General features: G+C 62.6%; 11 protein-coding genes. 10 read left to right on the forward strand and 1 reads right to left on the reverse strand.

Translation table 11 applies throughout. The features are described 5' to 3' along the window. The first annotated feature begins 1 nt into the window (after window position 1). From xdhA to P0Y65_02555, 10 genes are all read left to right on the forward strand, one after another. Window positions 2-1,468, forward strand: coding sequence for a xanthine dehydrogenase small subunit (xdhA, locus tag P0Y65_02510; GenBank protein ID WEK05147.1), 1,467 nt, complete (start codon window positions 2-4; stop codon window positions 1,466-1,468). Next, a complete protein-coding gene (gene xdhB / locus P0Y65_02515) occupies window positions 1,468-3,795 on the forward strand; it encodes a xanthine dehydrogenase molybdopterin binding subunit (GenBank protein ID WEK05148.1) in 2,328 nt (775 codons plus the stop codon). The genes xdhA and xdhB overlap by 1 nt, the downstream gene beginning before the upstream one ends. Further along, window positions 3,792-4,655 (forward strand): xanthine dehydrogenase accessory protein XdhC, encoded by an 864-nt coding sequence (gene xdhC / locus P0Y65_02520; protein WEK05149.1) that lies wholly within the window; start codon window positions 3,792-3,794, stop codon window positions 4,653-4,655. Before xdhB ends, xdhC begins: the two co-directional genes overlap by 4 nt. Window position 4,656: 1 nt before the next feature. Next, window positions 4,657-6,189 carry an ABC transporter ATP-binding protein gene (locus tag P0Y65_02525; protein ID WEK05150.1) on the forward strand — a complete coding sequence of 511 codons (1,533 nt, stop codon included), beginning with the start codon at window positions 4,657-4,659 and terminating at the stop codon, window positions 6,187-6,189. Further along, window positions 6,173-7,255, forward strand: coding sequence for an ABC transporter permease (locus P0Y65_02530; GenBank protein ID WEK05151.1), 1,083 nt, complete (start codon window positions 6,173-6,175; stop codon window positions 7,253-7,255). Before P0Y65_02525 ends, P0Y65_02530 begins: the two co-directional genes overlap by 17 nt. After that, window positions 7,256-8,185 (forward strand): ABC transporter permease, encoded by a 930-nt coding sequence (locus tag P0Y65_02535; GenBank protein WEK05152.1) that lies wholly within the window; start codon window positions 7,256-7,258, stop codon window positions 8,183-8,185. A 58-nt stretch (window positions 8,186-8,243) separates the two neighbouring features. Continuing rightward, window positions 8,244-9,326: a BMP family ABC transporter substrate-binding protein gene (locus tag P0Y65_02540; GenBank protein WEK05153.1), complete on the forward strand. Its 1,083-nt coding sequence runs from the start codon at window positions 8,244-8,246 to the stop codon at window positions 9,324-9,326. Between the two features lie 223 nt (window positions 9,327-9,549). Next, the gene (locus tag P0Y65_02545) at window positions 9,550-10,776 is read left to right on the forward strand and encodes a urate hydroxylase PuuD (GenBank protein ID WEK05154.1); all 1,227 of its coding nucleotides are present in this window, start codon (window positions 9,550-9,552) and stop codon (window positions 10,774-10,776) included. Further along, entirely contained in the window at window positions 10,773-12,074 is a 1,302-nt protein-coding gene (gene guaD / locus P0Y65_02550) for a guanine deaminase (GenBank protein WEK05155.1), read from the forward strand. Before P0Y65_02545 ends, guaD begins: the two co-directional genes overlap by 4 nt. A 52-nt stretch (window positions 12,075-12,126) precedes the next feature. Continuing rightward, entirely contained in the window at window positions 12,127-14,286 is a 2,160-nt protein-coding gene (locus P0Y65_02555; protein WEK05156.1) for a malate synthase G, read from the forward strand. Between the two features lie 145 nt (window positions 14,287-14,431). Here P0Y65_02555 and P0Y65_02560 read toward each other — a convergent pair whose 3' ends face one another. Further along, window positions 14,432-15,187, reverse strand: a complete 756-nt coding sequence (locus P0Y65_02560; protein ID WEK05157.1) for a DUF2470 domain-containing protein — start codon at window positions 15,185-15,187, stop codon at window positions 14,432-14,434. Window position 15,188 lies beyond the last annotated feature (1 nt).

Here is a 15,188-nt window from a genome sequence, read left to right on the forward strand (position 1 = left end):
CGTGGTCGACGTGTCGGGCGCCATCCGCTTCATCCTCAATGACGAGGAAATCAGCCTCACCGATGTGAAGCCCGAGACGACCCTGCTCGACTGGCTGCGGATCGACCAGCGCCTGCGCGGCTCCAAGGAAGGTTGCGCCGAGGGCGATTGCGGGGCCTGTACGGTCCTCGTCGGGCGGATGATGGGCGACGAGGTCATCTATGACTCGGTGACCGCCTGTATCCGTTTCGTGGGCAGCCTGCATGGCACCCACGTCGTGACCGTCGAACATCTCAGGGGCAAGGATGGGCTGCTGCATCCGGTGCAGCAGGCGATGGTGGATTTCCATGGGTCCCAATGCGGCTTCTGCACCCCGGGCATTGTCATGAGCCTTTATGGGTTGTGGATGCGCGAGCCTGATCCCAGCCAGTCGGCCATCGAAAAGGCGCTGCAGGGCAATCTCTGCCGCTGCACCGGCTATGCGCCGATCATCAAGGCGGGCAAGGCGATTTCCACTTATGGCCAGCCGCAGGGCGATCCGCTGTGGGCCGAACGCATTGCGCTCAAGGACAAGATCAAGGCGATCAACGACGGTCGCCGCGTCGAGATTGGCGAGGGTGCAGAGCGAGTCATCGTGCCGGCCAATCTCGATGATTTTGCCGATATCTACGAGGCCAATCCAACGGCGGTTATCGTCAATGGCTCGACCGATGTCGGGCTCTGGGTCACCAAGTTCATGCGCTCGATCGGGCCGGTGATCTTCATCAATCACCTGCAGGAGCTCAAGCGCATCGCTGAAAACGACAGCGAAGTGCGCTTCTATGCCGGCGTCAGCTATTCCGAGGCGCTGCCGGTCATCAAAGCCAATTTTCCGCAGCTCGGAGAGTTGTGGGATCGCATTGCCGGCGAGCAGATCCGCAATATGGGCACGATCGGCGGCAATATCGCCAATGGCTCGCCGATCGGCGATACGCCGCCGCCCTTCATCGCGCTGGGCGCCAAGCTCAGCCTGCGTCGAGGCGATCATCGTCGCGAAATCCGGCTTGAGGATTATTTCCTGAGCTATGGCAAGCAGGACCGCCAGCCCGGCGAATTCGTCGAGAGTGTGACGCTGCCTTTACTGCCGGCGGGCGAACAGTTCGCCACCTACAAGATTTCCAAGCGGCGCGAGGAAGACATTTCGGCGCTTTGTGGCGCCTTCCGCGTCTTCGTCAATGATGCCGGCATTGTCGGCATGGCGCGGATTGCCTTTGGCGGCATGGCGGCAACGCCCAAGCGCGCCAAGACGGTGGAAGCGGCGCTGGTGGGCAAGCCGTGGACGCAGGCGACGGTGGATGCGGCTGTCGCGGCCTTTGCCGAGGACTACCAGCCGTTGACCGATATGCGCGCCTCCGCAGAATACCGCTTGCTGACGGCGCAAAACCTGCTCAAGCGCTTCTTTCTCGACACGACGGGCCAGGGCCAGCGCCTGCGGCGGCAGGTGGCGTGATGAACAAGCAGGTTTCGATCGCCCAGCCGCAATTGCATGTGTCGATCAAGCATGACTCGGCCATCAAGCAGGTGGCGGGCAAGGCCGACTATATCGACGACCTGCCCGAGCCCGAAGGCATGTGCCACGCCTACCTCGGTCTGTCGACCAAGCCGCATGCCGACATTGTTTCGATGGACCTCGACGCCGTGCGCAAGGCCCCGGGCGTGGTGGCGGTGCTTACCGCCGCGGATGTGCCGGCCGAGAATGACGTGAGCTCCGTGCACAAGCATGACGAGCCGGTGTTTGCCAGCAAGCGCGTGGTCACCTGGGGCCAGCCGCTTTTTGCGGTGATCGCCAAAACGCGCGACGCGGCGCGGCGGGCGACCAAGCTGGCCAAGGTGGAATACGCCGAACTGCCATTTTTTACCGATGTCGATGGCGCCATCGCCGCCGGCGGCAAGGTGGTCACCGAACCGCTCAAGCTTGAGCGTGGCGATGTCGAGGCCGGCTTTGCCGCGTCGCCGCGCCGGGTCAAGGGGCAGGTGCGGATCGGCGGGCAGGAGCATTTCTATCTCGAAAGCCAGGCGGCGCTGGCCATTCCGGGCGAAGACAATGAGCTGACCATTCATTGCTCGACCCAGCATCCGACCGAAATCCAGGTGATCGTCGCCCAGGTGCTGGGCATTCCCCATGCCGCCATCACGGTCAACATGCGCCGCATGGGCGGCGGTTTCGGTGGCAAGGAAACGCAGGGCAATCTCTTTGCTTCCGTTGCGGCGATTGCGGCCAAAAAGCTTGGTTGCGCCATCAAGATCCGGCCTGACCGCGATGACGATTTCCAGATCACTGGCAAGCGGCATGATTTCCTGGTCGACTACGATGTCGGCTATGATGACGACGGCAAGATTCAGGCGGTGAACGCGACCTATGCGGCGCGCTCGGGCTATTCGGCCGATCTTTCGGGCCCGGTGACCGATCGCGCGCTGTTCCACGCCGACAATGCCTATTGGTATCCTGCCGTACGGGTGAACTCGCTGCCGCTCTTCACCAATACGGTCTCCAACACCGCTTTCCGCGGCTTTGGCGGGCCGCAGGGCATCATCGGGGCGGAGCGCTGGATCGAGGATATTGCCTATGCCTTGGGCAAAGATCCGCTCGAGATCCGCAAGGCCAATTTCTACGGCACGGACACCGACAATGTGACGCCCTATCACCAGGTGGTGGAGGACAATGTCATCCACCGGGTGATCGAGGAGCTGGAGCAGACGTCGGACTATTCTGCGCGACGCGCGGCGATCCTTGAATACAACAAGACCAGCCCGGTGCTGCGCAAGGGCATTGCCATGGTGCCGGTCAAGTTCGGCATTTCCTTCACCGCGACTTGGCACAACCAGGCCGGCGCCTTGATCCATGTCTATCGCGACGGGTCCATCCATCTCAGCCATGGCGGCACGGAGATGGGGCAGGGGCTCCATATCAAGGTGGCGCAGGTGGTGGCCGATGTGTTCGGCGTGCCTGTCGAGCATATCCAGATCATGGCGACCAATACCGGCAAGGTTCCCAATACCTCAGCCACGGCCGCGTCATCCGGCACCGATCTCAACGGCATGGCGGCGCTCGATGGCGCGACCCAGATCAAGGACCGGATGACGGCGCATGCCGCCTTCATCTACGAGGTCGAGCCGGGCGAGGTGCATTGGGAATTCGGCGGCGTCCGCGTCGGCGCGCAGTTCGTGCCCTTTGCCGAGCTTGCCACCTCGTGCTGGATGAATCGCGTGCAGCTCAGCGCTGCCGGCTTCTACAAGACGCCGAAAATCCACTGGGATCGTGCGACCGGGCGCGGCAAGCCCTTCTATTATTATGCCTATGGCGCGGCGGCGGCCGAAGTCACCATCGACACGCTGACCGGCGAATATGTCGTCGATCGCGCCGATGTGCTTGAGGATGTCGGCCGTTCGCTCAACCCGGCCATCGATATCGGGCAAGTGGAAGGCGGCTTCATCCAGGGCATGGGGTGGCTGACCACGGAAGAATTGTGGTGGGACCAGAAAGGCCAGCTGCGCACGCATGCGCCGTCGACCTACAAGATCCCGCTGGCATCCGACGTGCCGCCGATCTTCAATGTCCGGCTGGCGGAGTGGAGCGTCAACAAGGAACCGGCCATCGGCCGCTCCAAGGCCGTAGGCGAGCCGCCGCTGGTACTCGGCTATTCAGTGGTCGAGGCCATCTCCATGGCTGTGGCCTCGGTCGCCGACTACAGGATCGCGCCGCGTCTCGACATGCCGGCGACGCCCGAGCGCGTGCTGATGGGTGTCGAGCGGCTGAAACGCGAGGCGCAGGGGTGAGCACGCGTTCCGCCGGGATTGCTGCATTCTTCTCGTCCGAACCCGACGCCATTGTCTGCGAACTGACCTCCGTCCGCGGGTCGTCGCCGCGCGAGCAGGGCACGTTCATGCTGGTGGGGCGCAAGGCGCTGTTCGGCACGATCGGCGGAGGGGCGCTGGAGTATATGGTCATCGCGCATGCGCGGCGGCTGATCGCCAATGGGCAGGCCGAGGAAGCCATGGATGTCCCCTTGGGCCCGGAGATCGGCCAGTGCTGCGGCGGGCGCGTCGGCGTCAGCCTGCGCTATGCCGAGGCCGGCTTGCGCGATGAGCTGGCTCAGATGGTCGCCAGGGAAGATGCGGCGCTGCCGCATGTCTATGTGTTTGGCGCCGGCCATGTCGGGCGTGCGCTGGCGCAAATCCTCTCCATCCTGCCGGTGCAGCTGGAGGTTATCGACACGCGCCGCGAGGAGCTCGATCTGCTGCCGTATGACATCGCATCGCGTGCCGTCGCCATGCCCGAGGCAGTGGTGCGGTCGGCGCCTATGGGAAGCTCCTATGTCATCCTCACGCATGACCATGCGCTCGATTTCCTGATCGCCCAGGAAGCCCTTGCACGGGTGGATGCGCCCTACATCGGCATGGTCGGCAGCCAGACCAAACGGGCGAAGTTCTCCAGCTGGTTTCGGAGCGAGGGCGGCGATGCCAAGTCATTGGATCGGCTGATTTTACCAATCGGACAGATTGGCCTTGGGGATAAGCGCCCGGCGGTTATAGCGGCACTAGCGGCGGCCGAAATTATGGTCCACATTGGGTCTCGGGAAGCTGACGTCGCGTGTGAAAACGCCCCCGAGCAATTGGGGGTGACGATTGGACTCTAGCATGCCGCATCGGCTTGAATTGACCGGCATCACGAAGCGCTTTCCCGGCGTCCTGGCCAATGACAATGTGAGTTTTTCGGTCAAGCCCGGCGAAATCCACGCGCTGCTGGGCGAGAACGGCGCCGGCAAGTCCACTCTCGTCAAGATGATCTATGGCATCATGCAGCCCGACGCCGGCGAAATCCGCTGGAATGGCGAAGCTGTGGTGGTGCCCAATCCCAAGGCGGCCCGAAAGCTCGGCGTCGGCATGGTGTTCCAGCATTTTTCGCTGTTCGAAGCGCTGACCGTGCTGGAAAACATCGCGCTGGGCATGGATGCGAAAATCCCGTCGCGCGAGCTTGAAGCCCGCATCCGCGAGGTGATGCAGACCTATGGGCTATTGCTCGATCCGCATCGCACCGTGGCGACCCTGTCGGTGGGCGAGCGCCAGCGCATCGAAATCGTGCGCGCGCTGCTGCTCAATCCGAAACTGCTGATCATGGATGAGCCGACCTCGGTGCTGACGCCGCAGGAGGTCGAGCAGCTGTTCACCGTGCTGCGCAAGCTCGCCGCAGAAGGCTGTTCCATCCTCTACATTTCCCACAAGCTGCATGAGATCAAGGCGCTGTGCGACACGGCGACGATCCTGCGCGGCGGCAAGCTGGTCGATACCTGCGATCCCAAGCAGGAAACCAGCCGTTCCATGGCCGAGAAGATGATCGGCACCGGGCTCAAGGATATCGTGCGCGCGCCGGGCCGCACGCTGGGCCAGCCCAAGCTCGTGGTGTCGCGGCTTTCGACCCAGAAATCTGGGCATTTCGACGTGCCGGTCGACAATGCCAGTTTCACCGTGCGCGCGGGCGAAATCCTGGGCATTGCCGGCGTTGCGGGCAATGGACAAAACGCGTTGCTCGATGCGCTGAGCGGAGAAATTCGCGCTGACGACAAGGATGCCATCACCATCGATGGCTATGGCATCGGCCTGCTCGATACCACCGGGCGGCGCAAGCGCGGGCTCTGCGCCGTGCCGGAAGAACGCAATGGCCATGCCGCGGTGGGTGACTTCTCGCTGTCTGACAATTCTGTGCTGACGGCGCGTGACCGGCTGGGCATGGTGATGATGGGCCTGATCAATTCGGGCGCCGCCAAAACCTATACCGGCAAGGTGATTGCCGATTTCGCCGTCAAGGCGCTGGGGCCGGCATCGACGGCCGGCTCGCTGTCGGGCGGCAACCTCCAGAAATACATCATGGGCCGCGAAATCCTGCAGAAGCCCAGCGTGCTGGTGGTCAGCCAGCCGACCTGGGGCGTCGATGCGGGCGCAGCAGCAGCCATTCACCAGGCGCTGGTGGACCTCGCGGCAGCCGGTTCGGCCATCGTGGTGATCAGCCAGGATCTCGATGAATTGCGTGCCCTGTCGGACACGCTGGCGGTGATCAACATGGGCCAATTGTCGCCCGTGCGGCCGGTGGACGAGGTGAGCGTGGATGACATCGGGCTGCTGATGGGCGGCGTACACGGCGCGACGGAGGCCCATGATGCAGTTTCGGCTTGAGAAAAGGCGCGAGCCGTCCAGGTTCATGCTTTATGCGACGCCGATCGCCGCCGTGGTGCTGACCATGGTCATCGGCGCGATCATCTTCTCGTTGATCGGCTTTAACGGCATTGGCGCGGTGCGCGAGATCTTCCTCACGCCGCTGACCAATCCCTACAAGTGGCAGGACCTGGCGGTGAAGGCCGCGCCGTTGATCATTATCGGCGTAGGCCTGTCGGTGGCCTATCGCGCCAATGTCTGGAATATCGGCGCTGAGGGTCAATATATCATCGGTGGCCTCGCCGGCACCTGGGTGGCCCTGCTGACCTGGGGCATGACCGGCTGGTGGATCCTGCCGCTGATGATTCTGGCCGGCATTGCTGGTGGCATGCTCTATGCCGCCATTCCGGCGCTGCTCAAGACGCGGCTCAACGTCAATGAAATCCTGACCTCGCTGATGCTGACCTATGCCTCGGTACAGCTGATCTACTATCTGATCCGCGCGCCCTGGAAGGATCCGATGGGCATGGGCTTCCCCCAGACGCGGCTCTTTTCTGAAGCGGCGCGCCTGCCCACGGTCATTCCCGGCACGATCGTGCATCTGGGCGTGCCGATCGCCATTGTCGTCGCGCTGATCGCCTGGTTCGTGATGACGAAAACGGTGTTCGGCTATCGCATGCGCGTGGTCGGTGCCGCGCCGCAGGCGGCCCGCTATGGCGGGTTCTCCGAGACCAAGACGATCTGGCTGGCCATGCTGGTCAGCGGTGCTTTTGCCGGCCTGGCCGGCGTTCTCGAGGTGGCCGGGCCGTTCCAGCGCATGGTGCCGGGCTTTCCGACCAATTACGGCTTCACCGCCATCATCGTTGCCTTCCTCGGACGGCTCAGCCCGCTTGGCGTGCTGCTGGGGGGCGTGGTGCTCGCCATTACCTTTGTCGGTGGCGAAGTGGCGCAGACCACCATCGGCCTGCCCAATGCGGCGACCGGCATATTCCAGGCCATGATGCTGTTCTTCCTGCTGGCGGGGGACATTCTGATCAAATACCGGCTGCGGCGCGTCGTGCCGCAGGCCGAGGCGAGGGCGGCGTAAATGGAACTGACCCTGGTCCTTGCCATCCTCGTTACCGTGGTCGGCGCCTCGACGCCGATCCTGCTCGCGGCACTGGGCGAACTGGTGGTCGAACGCGCCGGCGTGCTTAATCTCGGCGTCGAGGGCATGATGCTGATCGGCGCCATTGCCGGTTTCGTCGTGCAGTTCCACACCGGCAATCCCTATCTGGCGCTGCTCGCAGGGGCTGCCGCCGGGCTCTGCGCCTCGCTGATCTTCGGCTTTCTGACCCTGTCGCTTTCGGCCAACCAGACGGCCACGGGCCTGGCGCTGACCATTTTCGGCACCGGCTTTTCGGCCCTGGCCGGCGCATCCTATTCGGCACGGCCGGTGACGCTGATGCAGCCGCTGTTCCCGCTGGAGCTGGCAACGCATCCTGTCGGCAAGGTCATCTTCGGCTATGCCTTCCCGATCTACTTTGCCTTCTTCATGGTCGTCGCCATCTGGTATTTCCTGCACAGGACCCGTGCCGGCCTGATCCTCCGTGCCGTGGGCGAGAACGACCAGTCGGCGCATTCGATCGGCTATTCGGTGATCGGCGTGCGCTACCTTGCCGTGATGTTCGGTGGCGCCATGGCGGGTCTCGCGGGCGCCTGTTTCCCGCTGCTGCTGACGCCCCAATGGGCCGAGCGGATGACTGCCGGCCGGGGGTGGATTGCGGTGGCGCTGGTGGTCTTTGCCAGCTGGAAACCATTCCGTCTCCTCGCCGGCGCCTATCTCTTTGGTCTGGTCATGACCATGGAGCTTTATGCCAAGGCTGGCGGCGGTCCGCTTTCAGCCATTCCGTCAGAACTATGGGCCGCTCTGCCCTATCTCGCGACAGTCATCGTGCTCGTGCTGATTTCGATCCGGCGCGACGCGACCACCAATGCACCGGCCTGCCTCGGCAAGCCGTTCTTGCCCAGCAATTGAGGCGGCGCTCAATGATCACCTCAATCTCGAAAAATAGTCATCCAGGAGAAAACTAGTAATGACTCTGTCACGTCGCAGTTTCGTCAAGGTCGGCGGTGCCGCCCTTACCCTGCCGCTGCTCGGCTCGACTGCCTTTGCGCAGGAAAAGCTCAAGATCGGCTTCATCTATGTCGGCTCGATCAACGACAATGGCTATAACTATGCCCATAATCAGGGCCGTATCTTCGTCGAGGAAAGCCTCGGCGATGCGGTTGAGACCGTGTTCGTCGAAAACGTGCCGGAAGGCCCGGACTGCGAGCGCGTGTTGCGCGAACTGGCCCAGCAGGGCTGCAAGTTGATCTTTGCCACCAGCTTCGGCTTCGGTGACTCGGTGATCAAGGTCGCCCAGCAGTTCCCCGATATCGCCTTCGAACACGCCACCGGCTATATGAAGGCCGACAATGTGGGCCTTTATAACGCCCGCTTCTACGAAGGCCGTGCGGTCTGCGGCACGATCGCCGGCCACATGTCGGTAACCGGCAAGGCTGGTTACATCGGTTCCTTCCCGATCCCGGAAGTCGTCATGGGCATCAATGCTCTGGCCCTCAGCGGCCGCAAGATCAACCCCGAGTTCACGGTCAAGCCGGTCTATATCTCGACCTGGAATGACCCGGCCAAGGAAGCCGATGCGGCCCGGGCCATGATCGACCAGGGCATCGATATCGTCGCCCAGCATACCGACGGTCCGGCTGCCCTGCAGGTTGCGGCCGAGCGTGGCATTGTCGGTGGCTTCGGCCAGGGTGCCGACATGTCGGCCTTCGCGCCCGAAACCCAGCTGACCGCCATCATCGACCATTGGGGTCCGCACTACCTGGCCTCTGCCCAGGCCGTGCTCGATGGCAACTGGACACCGGGCGATACCTGGGAAGGTCTCAAGGAAGACGTGGTCCAGATGGGCCCCTATAATGAAAAGGTGCCGGCCGATGTCGTCGCCGCCGCCGAAGCAGTGCGCACCGGCCAGATCGATGGCTCGTTCCACATCTTCACCGGCCCGATCAACGACAATACCGGCACCGAGCGTGTTGCTGCCGGCGTCGTGATGACCGATGCCGAACTGCTCAGCATGGACTGGTATGTCGAAGGCGTCGAACAGCCGGCATAAGCTGGGCGCGATGCTCGAGTGATAGCCTTCTCCCCTTGAGGGAGAAGGTGCCCGAAGGGCCCGCCGAATTCGCGTGGGCGAATTTCGGCTGAGATGAGGGGTTCTGCGCCGACCAGAAGCTGCGAGGCGATGGGATGGCGCAGGACCCCTCACTCTGCAATTCTGCTGAACGCAGAATTGCTGTCTCTCTCCCTCAAGGGGCGAGAGTAGGAAGGAAGTAACGATGCCAGACTATGCAATCTTCTACGAATGGCTGATGTTTGCGGTCCGCTGGCTGCATGTCATTACCGCCATCGCCTGGATCGGCTCGTCCTTCTATTTCATCGCTCTTGACCTGGGCCTGCGCAAGACGCCGAGCTTGCCCCCGCTGGCGCATGGCGAGGAGTGGCAGGTGCATGGCGGCGGCTTCTACCACATCAACAAATATCTGGTGGCGCCGGAATTTCTCCCCGAGCATCTGACCTGGTTCAAATGGGAGAGCTACTGGACCTGGCTGAGCGGCGCGATGCTTCTGGCGCTGGTCTATTATGTCGGGGCGGACCTCTACCTCATCGACCGCAATGTGCTCGACCTCGTGCAATGGCAGGGGATCCTGCTCTCCATCGGCTCGATCGTTTTGGGCTGGGTGCTCTATGATGCTCTCTGCAAGTCGCCGATCGGCCAGTCGACCACCGGGCTGATGCTGGTGCTCTTCGCCATCCTGGTCGCGGCGAGCTGGGGCTATACGCAGCTCTTCACCGGCCGCGCGGCCATGCTGCATATGGGCGCGTTTACCGCGACCATCATGGCGGCGAACGTGGCGATGATCATCATCCCCAACCAGAAGATCGTGGTTGCCGATCTCAAGGCCGGCAAGGTGCCCGATGCCAAATATGGCAAGATCGCCAAGCAGCGGAGCCTGCACAATAACTACCTGACGCTGCCCGTCATCTTCTTCATGCTGTCGTCCCACTATCCTCTGGCCTTTGCCACGCAGTGGAACTGGATCATCGCCTCGCTGATCTTCCTCGTTGGCGTGGTGATCCGGCACTATTTCAACACGCGCCATGCGCGGAAGGGCAATCCGCACTGGACCTGGCCGATCGCCATTATCCTCTTCATCGTCATCGCTTGGTTGTCGTCAGGCCCCAAACTGCCCGGTTCGGGCGGAGAGGCGGTGGCGTCGCGGGCGGCCGAGAGCTTTCTCGCTGCCAGCCACTTTTCTGCTGCCAGCCTGACCGTGCAGACCCGCTGCGCCATGTGCCACACGGCTGAGCCCGTGTGGGACGGCGTCTACCAGCCGCCCAAAAATGTCATTCTGGACAATGACATTGCCATTGCCAACCACGCCAAGGATATCGCCATGCAGGCTGGATATGCCCATGCCATGCCGCCAGGCAATGTCACCGAAATGACGCCGGAAGAGCGTGCTCTGCTGGTCGAATGGTTCCGCGAGGGCTCCGGCCAATGACCCAGACCATATTGCGTGGCCGCGTGCTCAGCTTTCTCAGCGAGCCGCAGGCGATCGATGACGTGGCGAGCTATCGCTATTACGAGGATGCCGGCATCATCATCAAGGATGGCAAGATCGTTGCCGTCGAACCCTGGCCTGCCATCGCGCCGCTGGGTGCGGACTATATCGACCACCGGCCGCATCTGATCATGGCCGGCTTCATCGACATGCATCTGCATTATGTGCAGAGCCAGATGATCGCCTCCTATGCCGGCTCGCTCTTGGAATGGCTCAATACCTATACTTTCCACGAGGAACAGAAATTCAGCCAGCAGGGCCATGCCGGCGCCGTCGCCTCGGCCTTTTACGACGAGCTGATCCGCAATGGCACGACCACGGCCGTGGCCTATTGCTCGAGCAGCCCGCGCTCGGTGGATGCCTATTTTTCGGAAGCCGAAAAGCGCAACATGCTGATGGTGGGCGGCAAGGTGATGATGGACCGCAATGCGCCCGAAGCGCTCTGCGACACCGCCCAGTCGAGCTATGACGATACTAAGGCGCTGATCGCGCGCTGGCATGGCAAGGGCCGCAGCCTCTACGCCATCTCGCCGCGCTTTGCCATCACCTCCACGCCGGCGCAGATGGAAGCGGCGCAGGCGCTGGTCGCCGAGCATCCGGAGGCTTACGTCCAGACCCATCTCAGCGAGAACGGTGCAGAGATTTCCTATTCCATGGAGCTCTACCCTAACTCCCCGGATTATACCGGCATATACGAGGACTACGGACTGCTGGGGCCGAAAACCCTCCTCGGTCACTGCATCCATCTCAACCATCGCGAAACGGCCGTCCTGGCCGAGACCGGCTCGGTCGCCGTCTTCTGCCCGACCTCCAATCTCTTCCTCGGCTCCGGCCTGTTCGATCGCGAGCGGCTGGCCAAGCATGGCGTGCGCATCGGCCTTGCCACCGATATCGGCGGGGGCACCAGCTATTCCATGCTGCGTACCATGGATGAGGGCTACAAGATCCTGCAATTGCGAGGACAGCGGCTCAATCCCTTCGCCAGTTTCTACATGGCGACATTGGGAAATGCGCGGTCGCTGTCGCTCGAAGGCACCATTGGCGCGGTCGCCAAGGGCCATGCCGCCGACCTCGTCGTGCTGAATGCCTCGGCCACGCCCGCCATGGCGATGCGCATGGCGACAGTCAGCACTCTGGCAGAGGAATTGTTCCTGCTGCAGACGCTGGGCGACGACCGCGCGATCTCCGAGGTCTATGTGTCTGGCGCAAGGGCGAAGTCAACTTTAGGTGGGTTGTGACACTTCCATTCATGACTTAAGTCTCGTCACTGTGCACATAAAGGAAGCAATGATGAGCGATTATCTCACGAAGTCCGACCTCTCAGTTCACACGCTGCTGGTCGATTTCGTCGAGAAAGAAGCGCTCCCTGGCACCGGGATAGCGGCAGATCAATTCTGGAGCGGCTTTGCTGCTCTCATCGCCGTACATGGCCCGACCAATGCCCGGCTGTTGCAGCATCGCGACGACCTGCAGAGCCAGGTCGATGACTGGCATCGCAAATATGGTCCGGTCGGCAACAATGCCCAGGGCTATGAATTCTTTCTCCGGGAAATCGGCTATCTGGTCCCCGAGCCGGCAGATTTCACCATCGAAACCACTGGCCTCGATCCGGAAATCACCACGCTTTGCGGCCCGCAACTGGTGGTGCCAGTCAGCAATGCCCGCTATGCGCTCAATGCCGCCAATGCGCGCTGGGGCAGCCTTTATGATGCCTATTACGGCACCGATGTCATCGCCCGCGATGGCGAACTGGCGCCCGGCAAGGCGTTCAACACCGCCCGCGCGGCCGCCGTGGTCGACAAGGCCGCCGCTTTCCTCGACGCGACTTTCCCGCTGGCCACCGGCAGCCATCGCGATGTGACGGGCTATCACATCGAAAAGCAGGGCGACGCGCGCATTTTCGTCGTCGATACCGATGCGGGCCGCACTGGGCTGCGTGATCCGTCGGCCTTCGCCGGCTATGGCGGTACCGAAGATAGCGGCCAGCTGGTGCTGCGCCACAATGGGTTGCATGTGATCCTCGTCATCGAGCCGGGCTCGGTGATCGGCAAGACCCACAGGGCCGGCCTCAGCGACGTCATCGTCGAGGCGGCGCTGACGACGATCCAGGATTGCGAGGACTCGGTCGCGGCGGTCGATGCCGAGGACAAGGTCGGCGTCTATCGCAACTGGCTGGGCCTGATGAATGGCTCGCTGGAAGATACGTTCGAGAAGCAGGGTCAGTCGGTCACGCGCAAGCTCAATGCCGACCGCAGCTACAAGGACGCCAATGGCGCGCCTTTCACGCTCAAAGGCCGCTCGCTGCTGCTGGTGCGCAATGTCGGCCATCTGATGACCACTGACGCGGTGCTGTTCGAGGGCAAGCCGATCGGCGAAGGCCTGATGGATGCGGTCATCACCGTGCTCTGCGCCCTGTCCGACAAGGTCAACAGCACCATCGGCGCGATCTACATCGTCAAGCCCAAGATGCATGGGCCGGAAGAGGTCGCCTTCGCCTGCGCCATCTTTGCTTCGGTCGAAAAGATGCTGGGCCTTGAGGCCAACCGCATCAAGATCGGCATCATGGACGAGGAGCGCCGCACTTCGGCCAACCTCAAGGCGGCGATCTACGAAGCGCGCGCGCGCGTCTTCTTCATCAATACCGGCTTCCTCGACCGCACGGGCGACGAAATCCATACCTCGATGGAGGCCGGCGCCGTGCTGCGCAAGGACGAGATCAAGGCCGAGCGCTGGCTGTCCTCCTATGAAGACCGCAATGTGCTGATCGGTCTGGCCTGCGGGCTTTCGGGCCGGGCGCAGATCGGCAAGGGCATGTGGGCACGTCCCGATGACATGGCGGCGATGATGGAGGCCAAGTCGGGCCATCCCAATGCCGGCGCCAATACGGCCTGGGTGCCGTCGCCGACCGCGGCGACGCTGCATGCGCTGCATTATCACCAGATCGACGTGTTTGCCGCCCAGCAGCGCCGCCACAACCAGTCGGTGCCGCCGCTTTCCGATCTCTTCTCCATGCCGGTACAGGTGCCCTATTCGCTCAGCCGCGAAGAGATCAACCGCGAGCTGGAAAACAATGCGCAGGGTATTCTCGGCTATGTGGTGCGCTGGGTGCAGCAGGGTGTCGGCTGTTCCAAGGTCCCTGACATCAATAATGTCGGCTTGATGGAAGATCGCGCGACCTGCCGGATTTCGTCCCAGGCCGTGGCCAACTGGTTGCGCCATGGCCTTGTGTCGCGCGATGAGGTCACGTCAACATTCGAGCGCATGGCCGCCGTGGTCGATCAGCAGAATGCGGGCGATCCGATTTACCGGCCAATGGCCGAAAATTTCCAGTCGGTCGCCTTCCAGGCCGCGCTGGACCTCGCCCTGCATGGTGCCGACCAGCCGAGCGGCTATACCGAACCGCTGCTGCATGCCGCCCGGCGCAAGGTCAAGGCGCGGGACAAGCACTGAGATTGTGCCACGCCCTCGTGGTTCGAGGCTCGCAAGGGCTCGCACCTCACCATGAGGGCTACTGAAAACGAGATGTACCAACAGCCCTCATGGTGAGGTGCTTTGCGTAGCAAAGCCTCGAACCACGAGGGCGTGGCACCGCCCCTCAATCCCTCAGCGCGAGCCGTGCCGTCTTCGCCATCTTCACCAGCGTCATGTGCATGTCCTCCGGTATGCTCAGCGGCGCGTCGAAGAATATCCGCCTCACATCGTCGCCCAGCGTAATATCGATACCTTCCGCGTCGATGCCGGCAAGCGACCAATTGCCGGTCTGTGCCTTGCAATAGTGGCGGGCATAGTTGGCGACGGCGTCGAAATGGTCTTCGTTCATATGCTCCAGGGCGCTGGGTTCAGCGGCGGCCAGGGCTGCATCATTGCTCGACAGCAGCTCCGCGCCCGTCAGTGCATAGGCCTTGCCGAAGCCGCCGTTGAAGTTGGCCGATTGCGGCTCCAGCCGCCAGAAGCGGAAGTCGCCGAGTTCGACATAGAGTTTTGCCTTGGGCTGGTGCGCCAGGTAGCGCGCTGCAATGCGCTGGTGATCGGCGCTGTCGCGCTCGATCTTGACGGCCGTGCTGGCGATGGAAATGCGGGGATGAGCCAACGGATCGCCCTTGCCCGTCTCGCCCAGCAGCAGCGAGCAGCGGGGATCGGCCTCAAGCGCCGGGAAATGCGCAGCAAGCCCGGAGATCAGAATGACCGGCGTACCGTCGAAATCACTGCTGATGCCGACGCGGCTGATCTGGGGCGCGCCGCTTGCCGGGTCGAGCGTCGCAATGGCACCATGGCGGGCCGTGCGGATGATGGTCTTGACCTGGCGAATGGTGTCGTCGGTAGTGGGCTGCAGCAAGTCTTTGGTGGTCATC

It is taken from the genome of Candidatus Devosia phytovorans, from assembly GCA_029202405.1.
GTDB lineage: Bacteria > Pseudomonadota > Alphaproteobacteria > Rhizobiales > Devosiaceae > Devosia > Devosia phytovorans.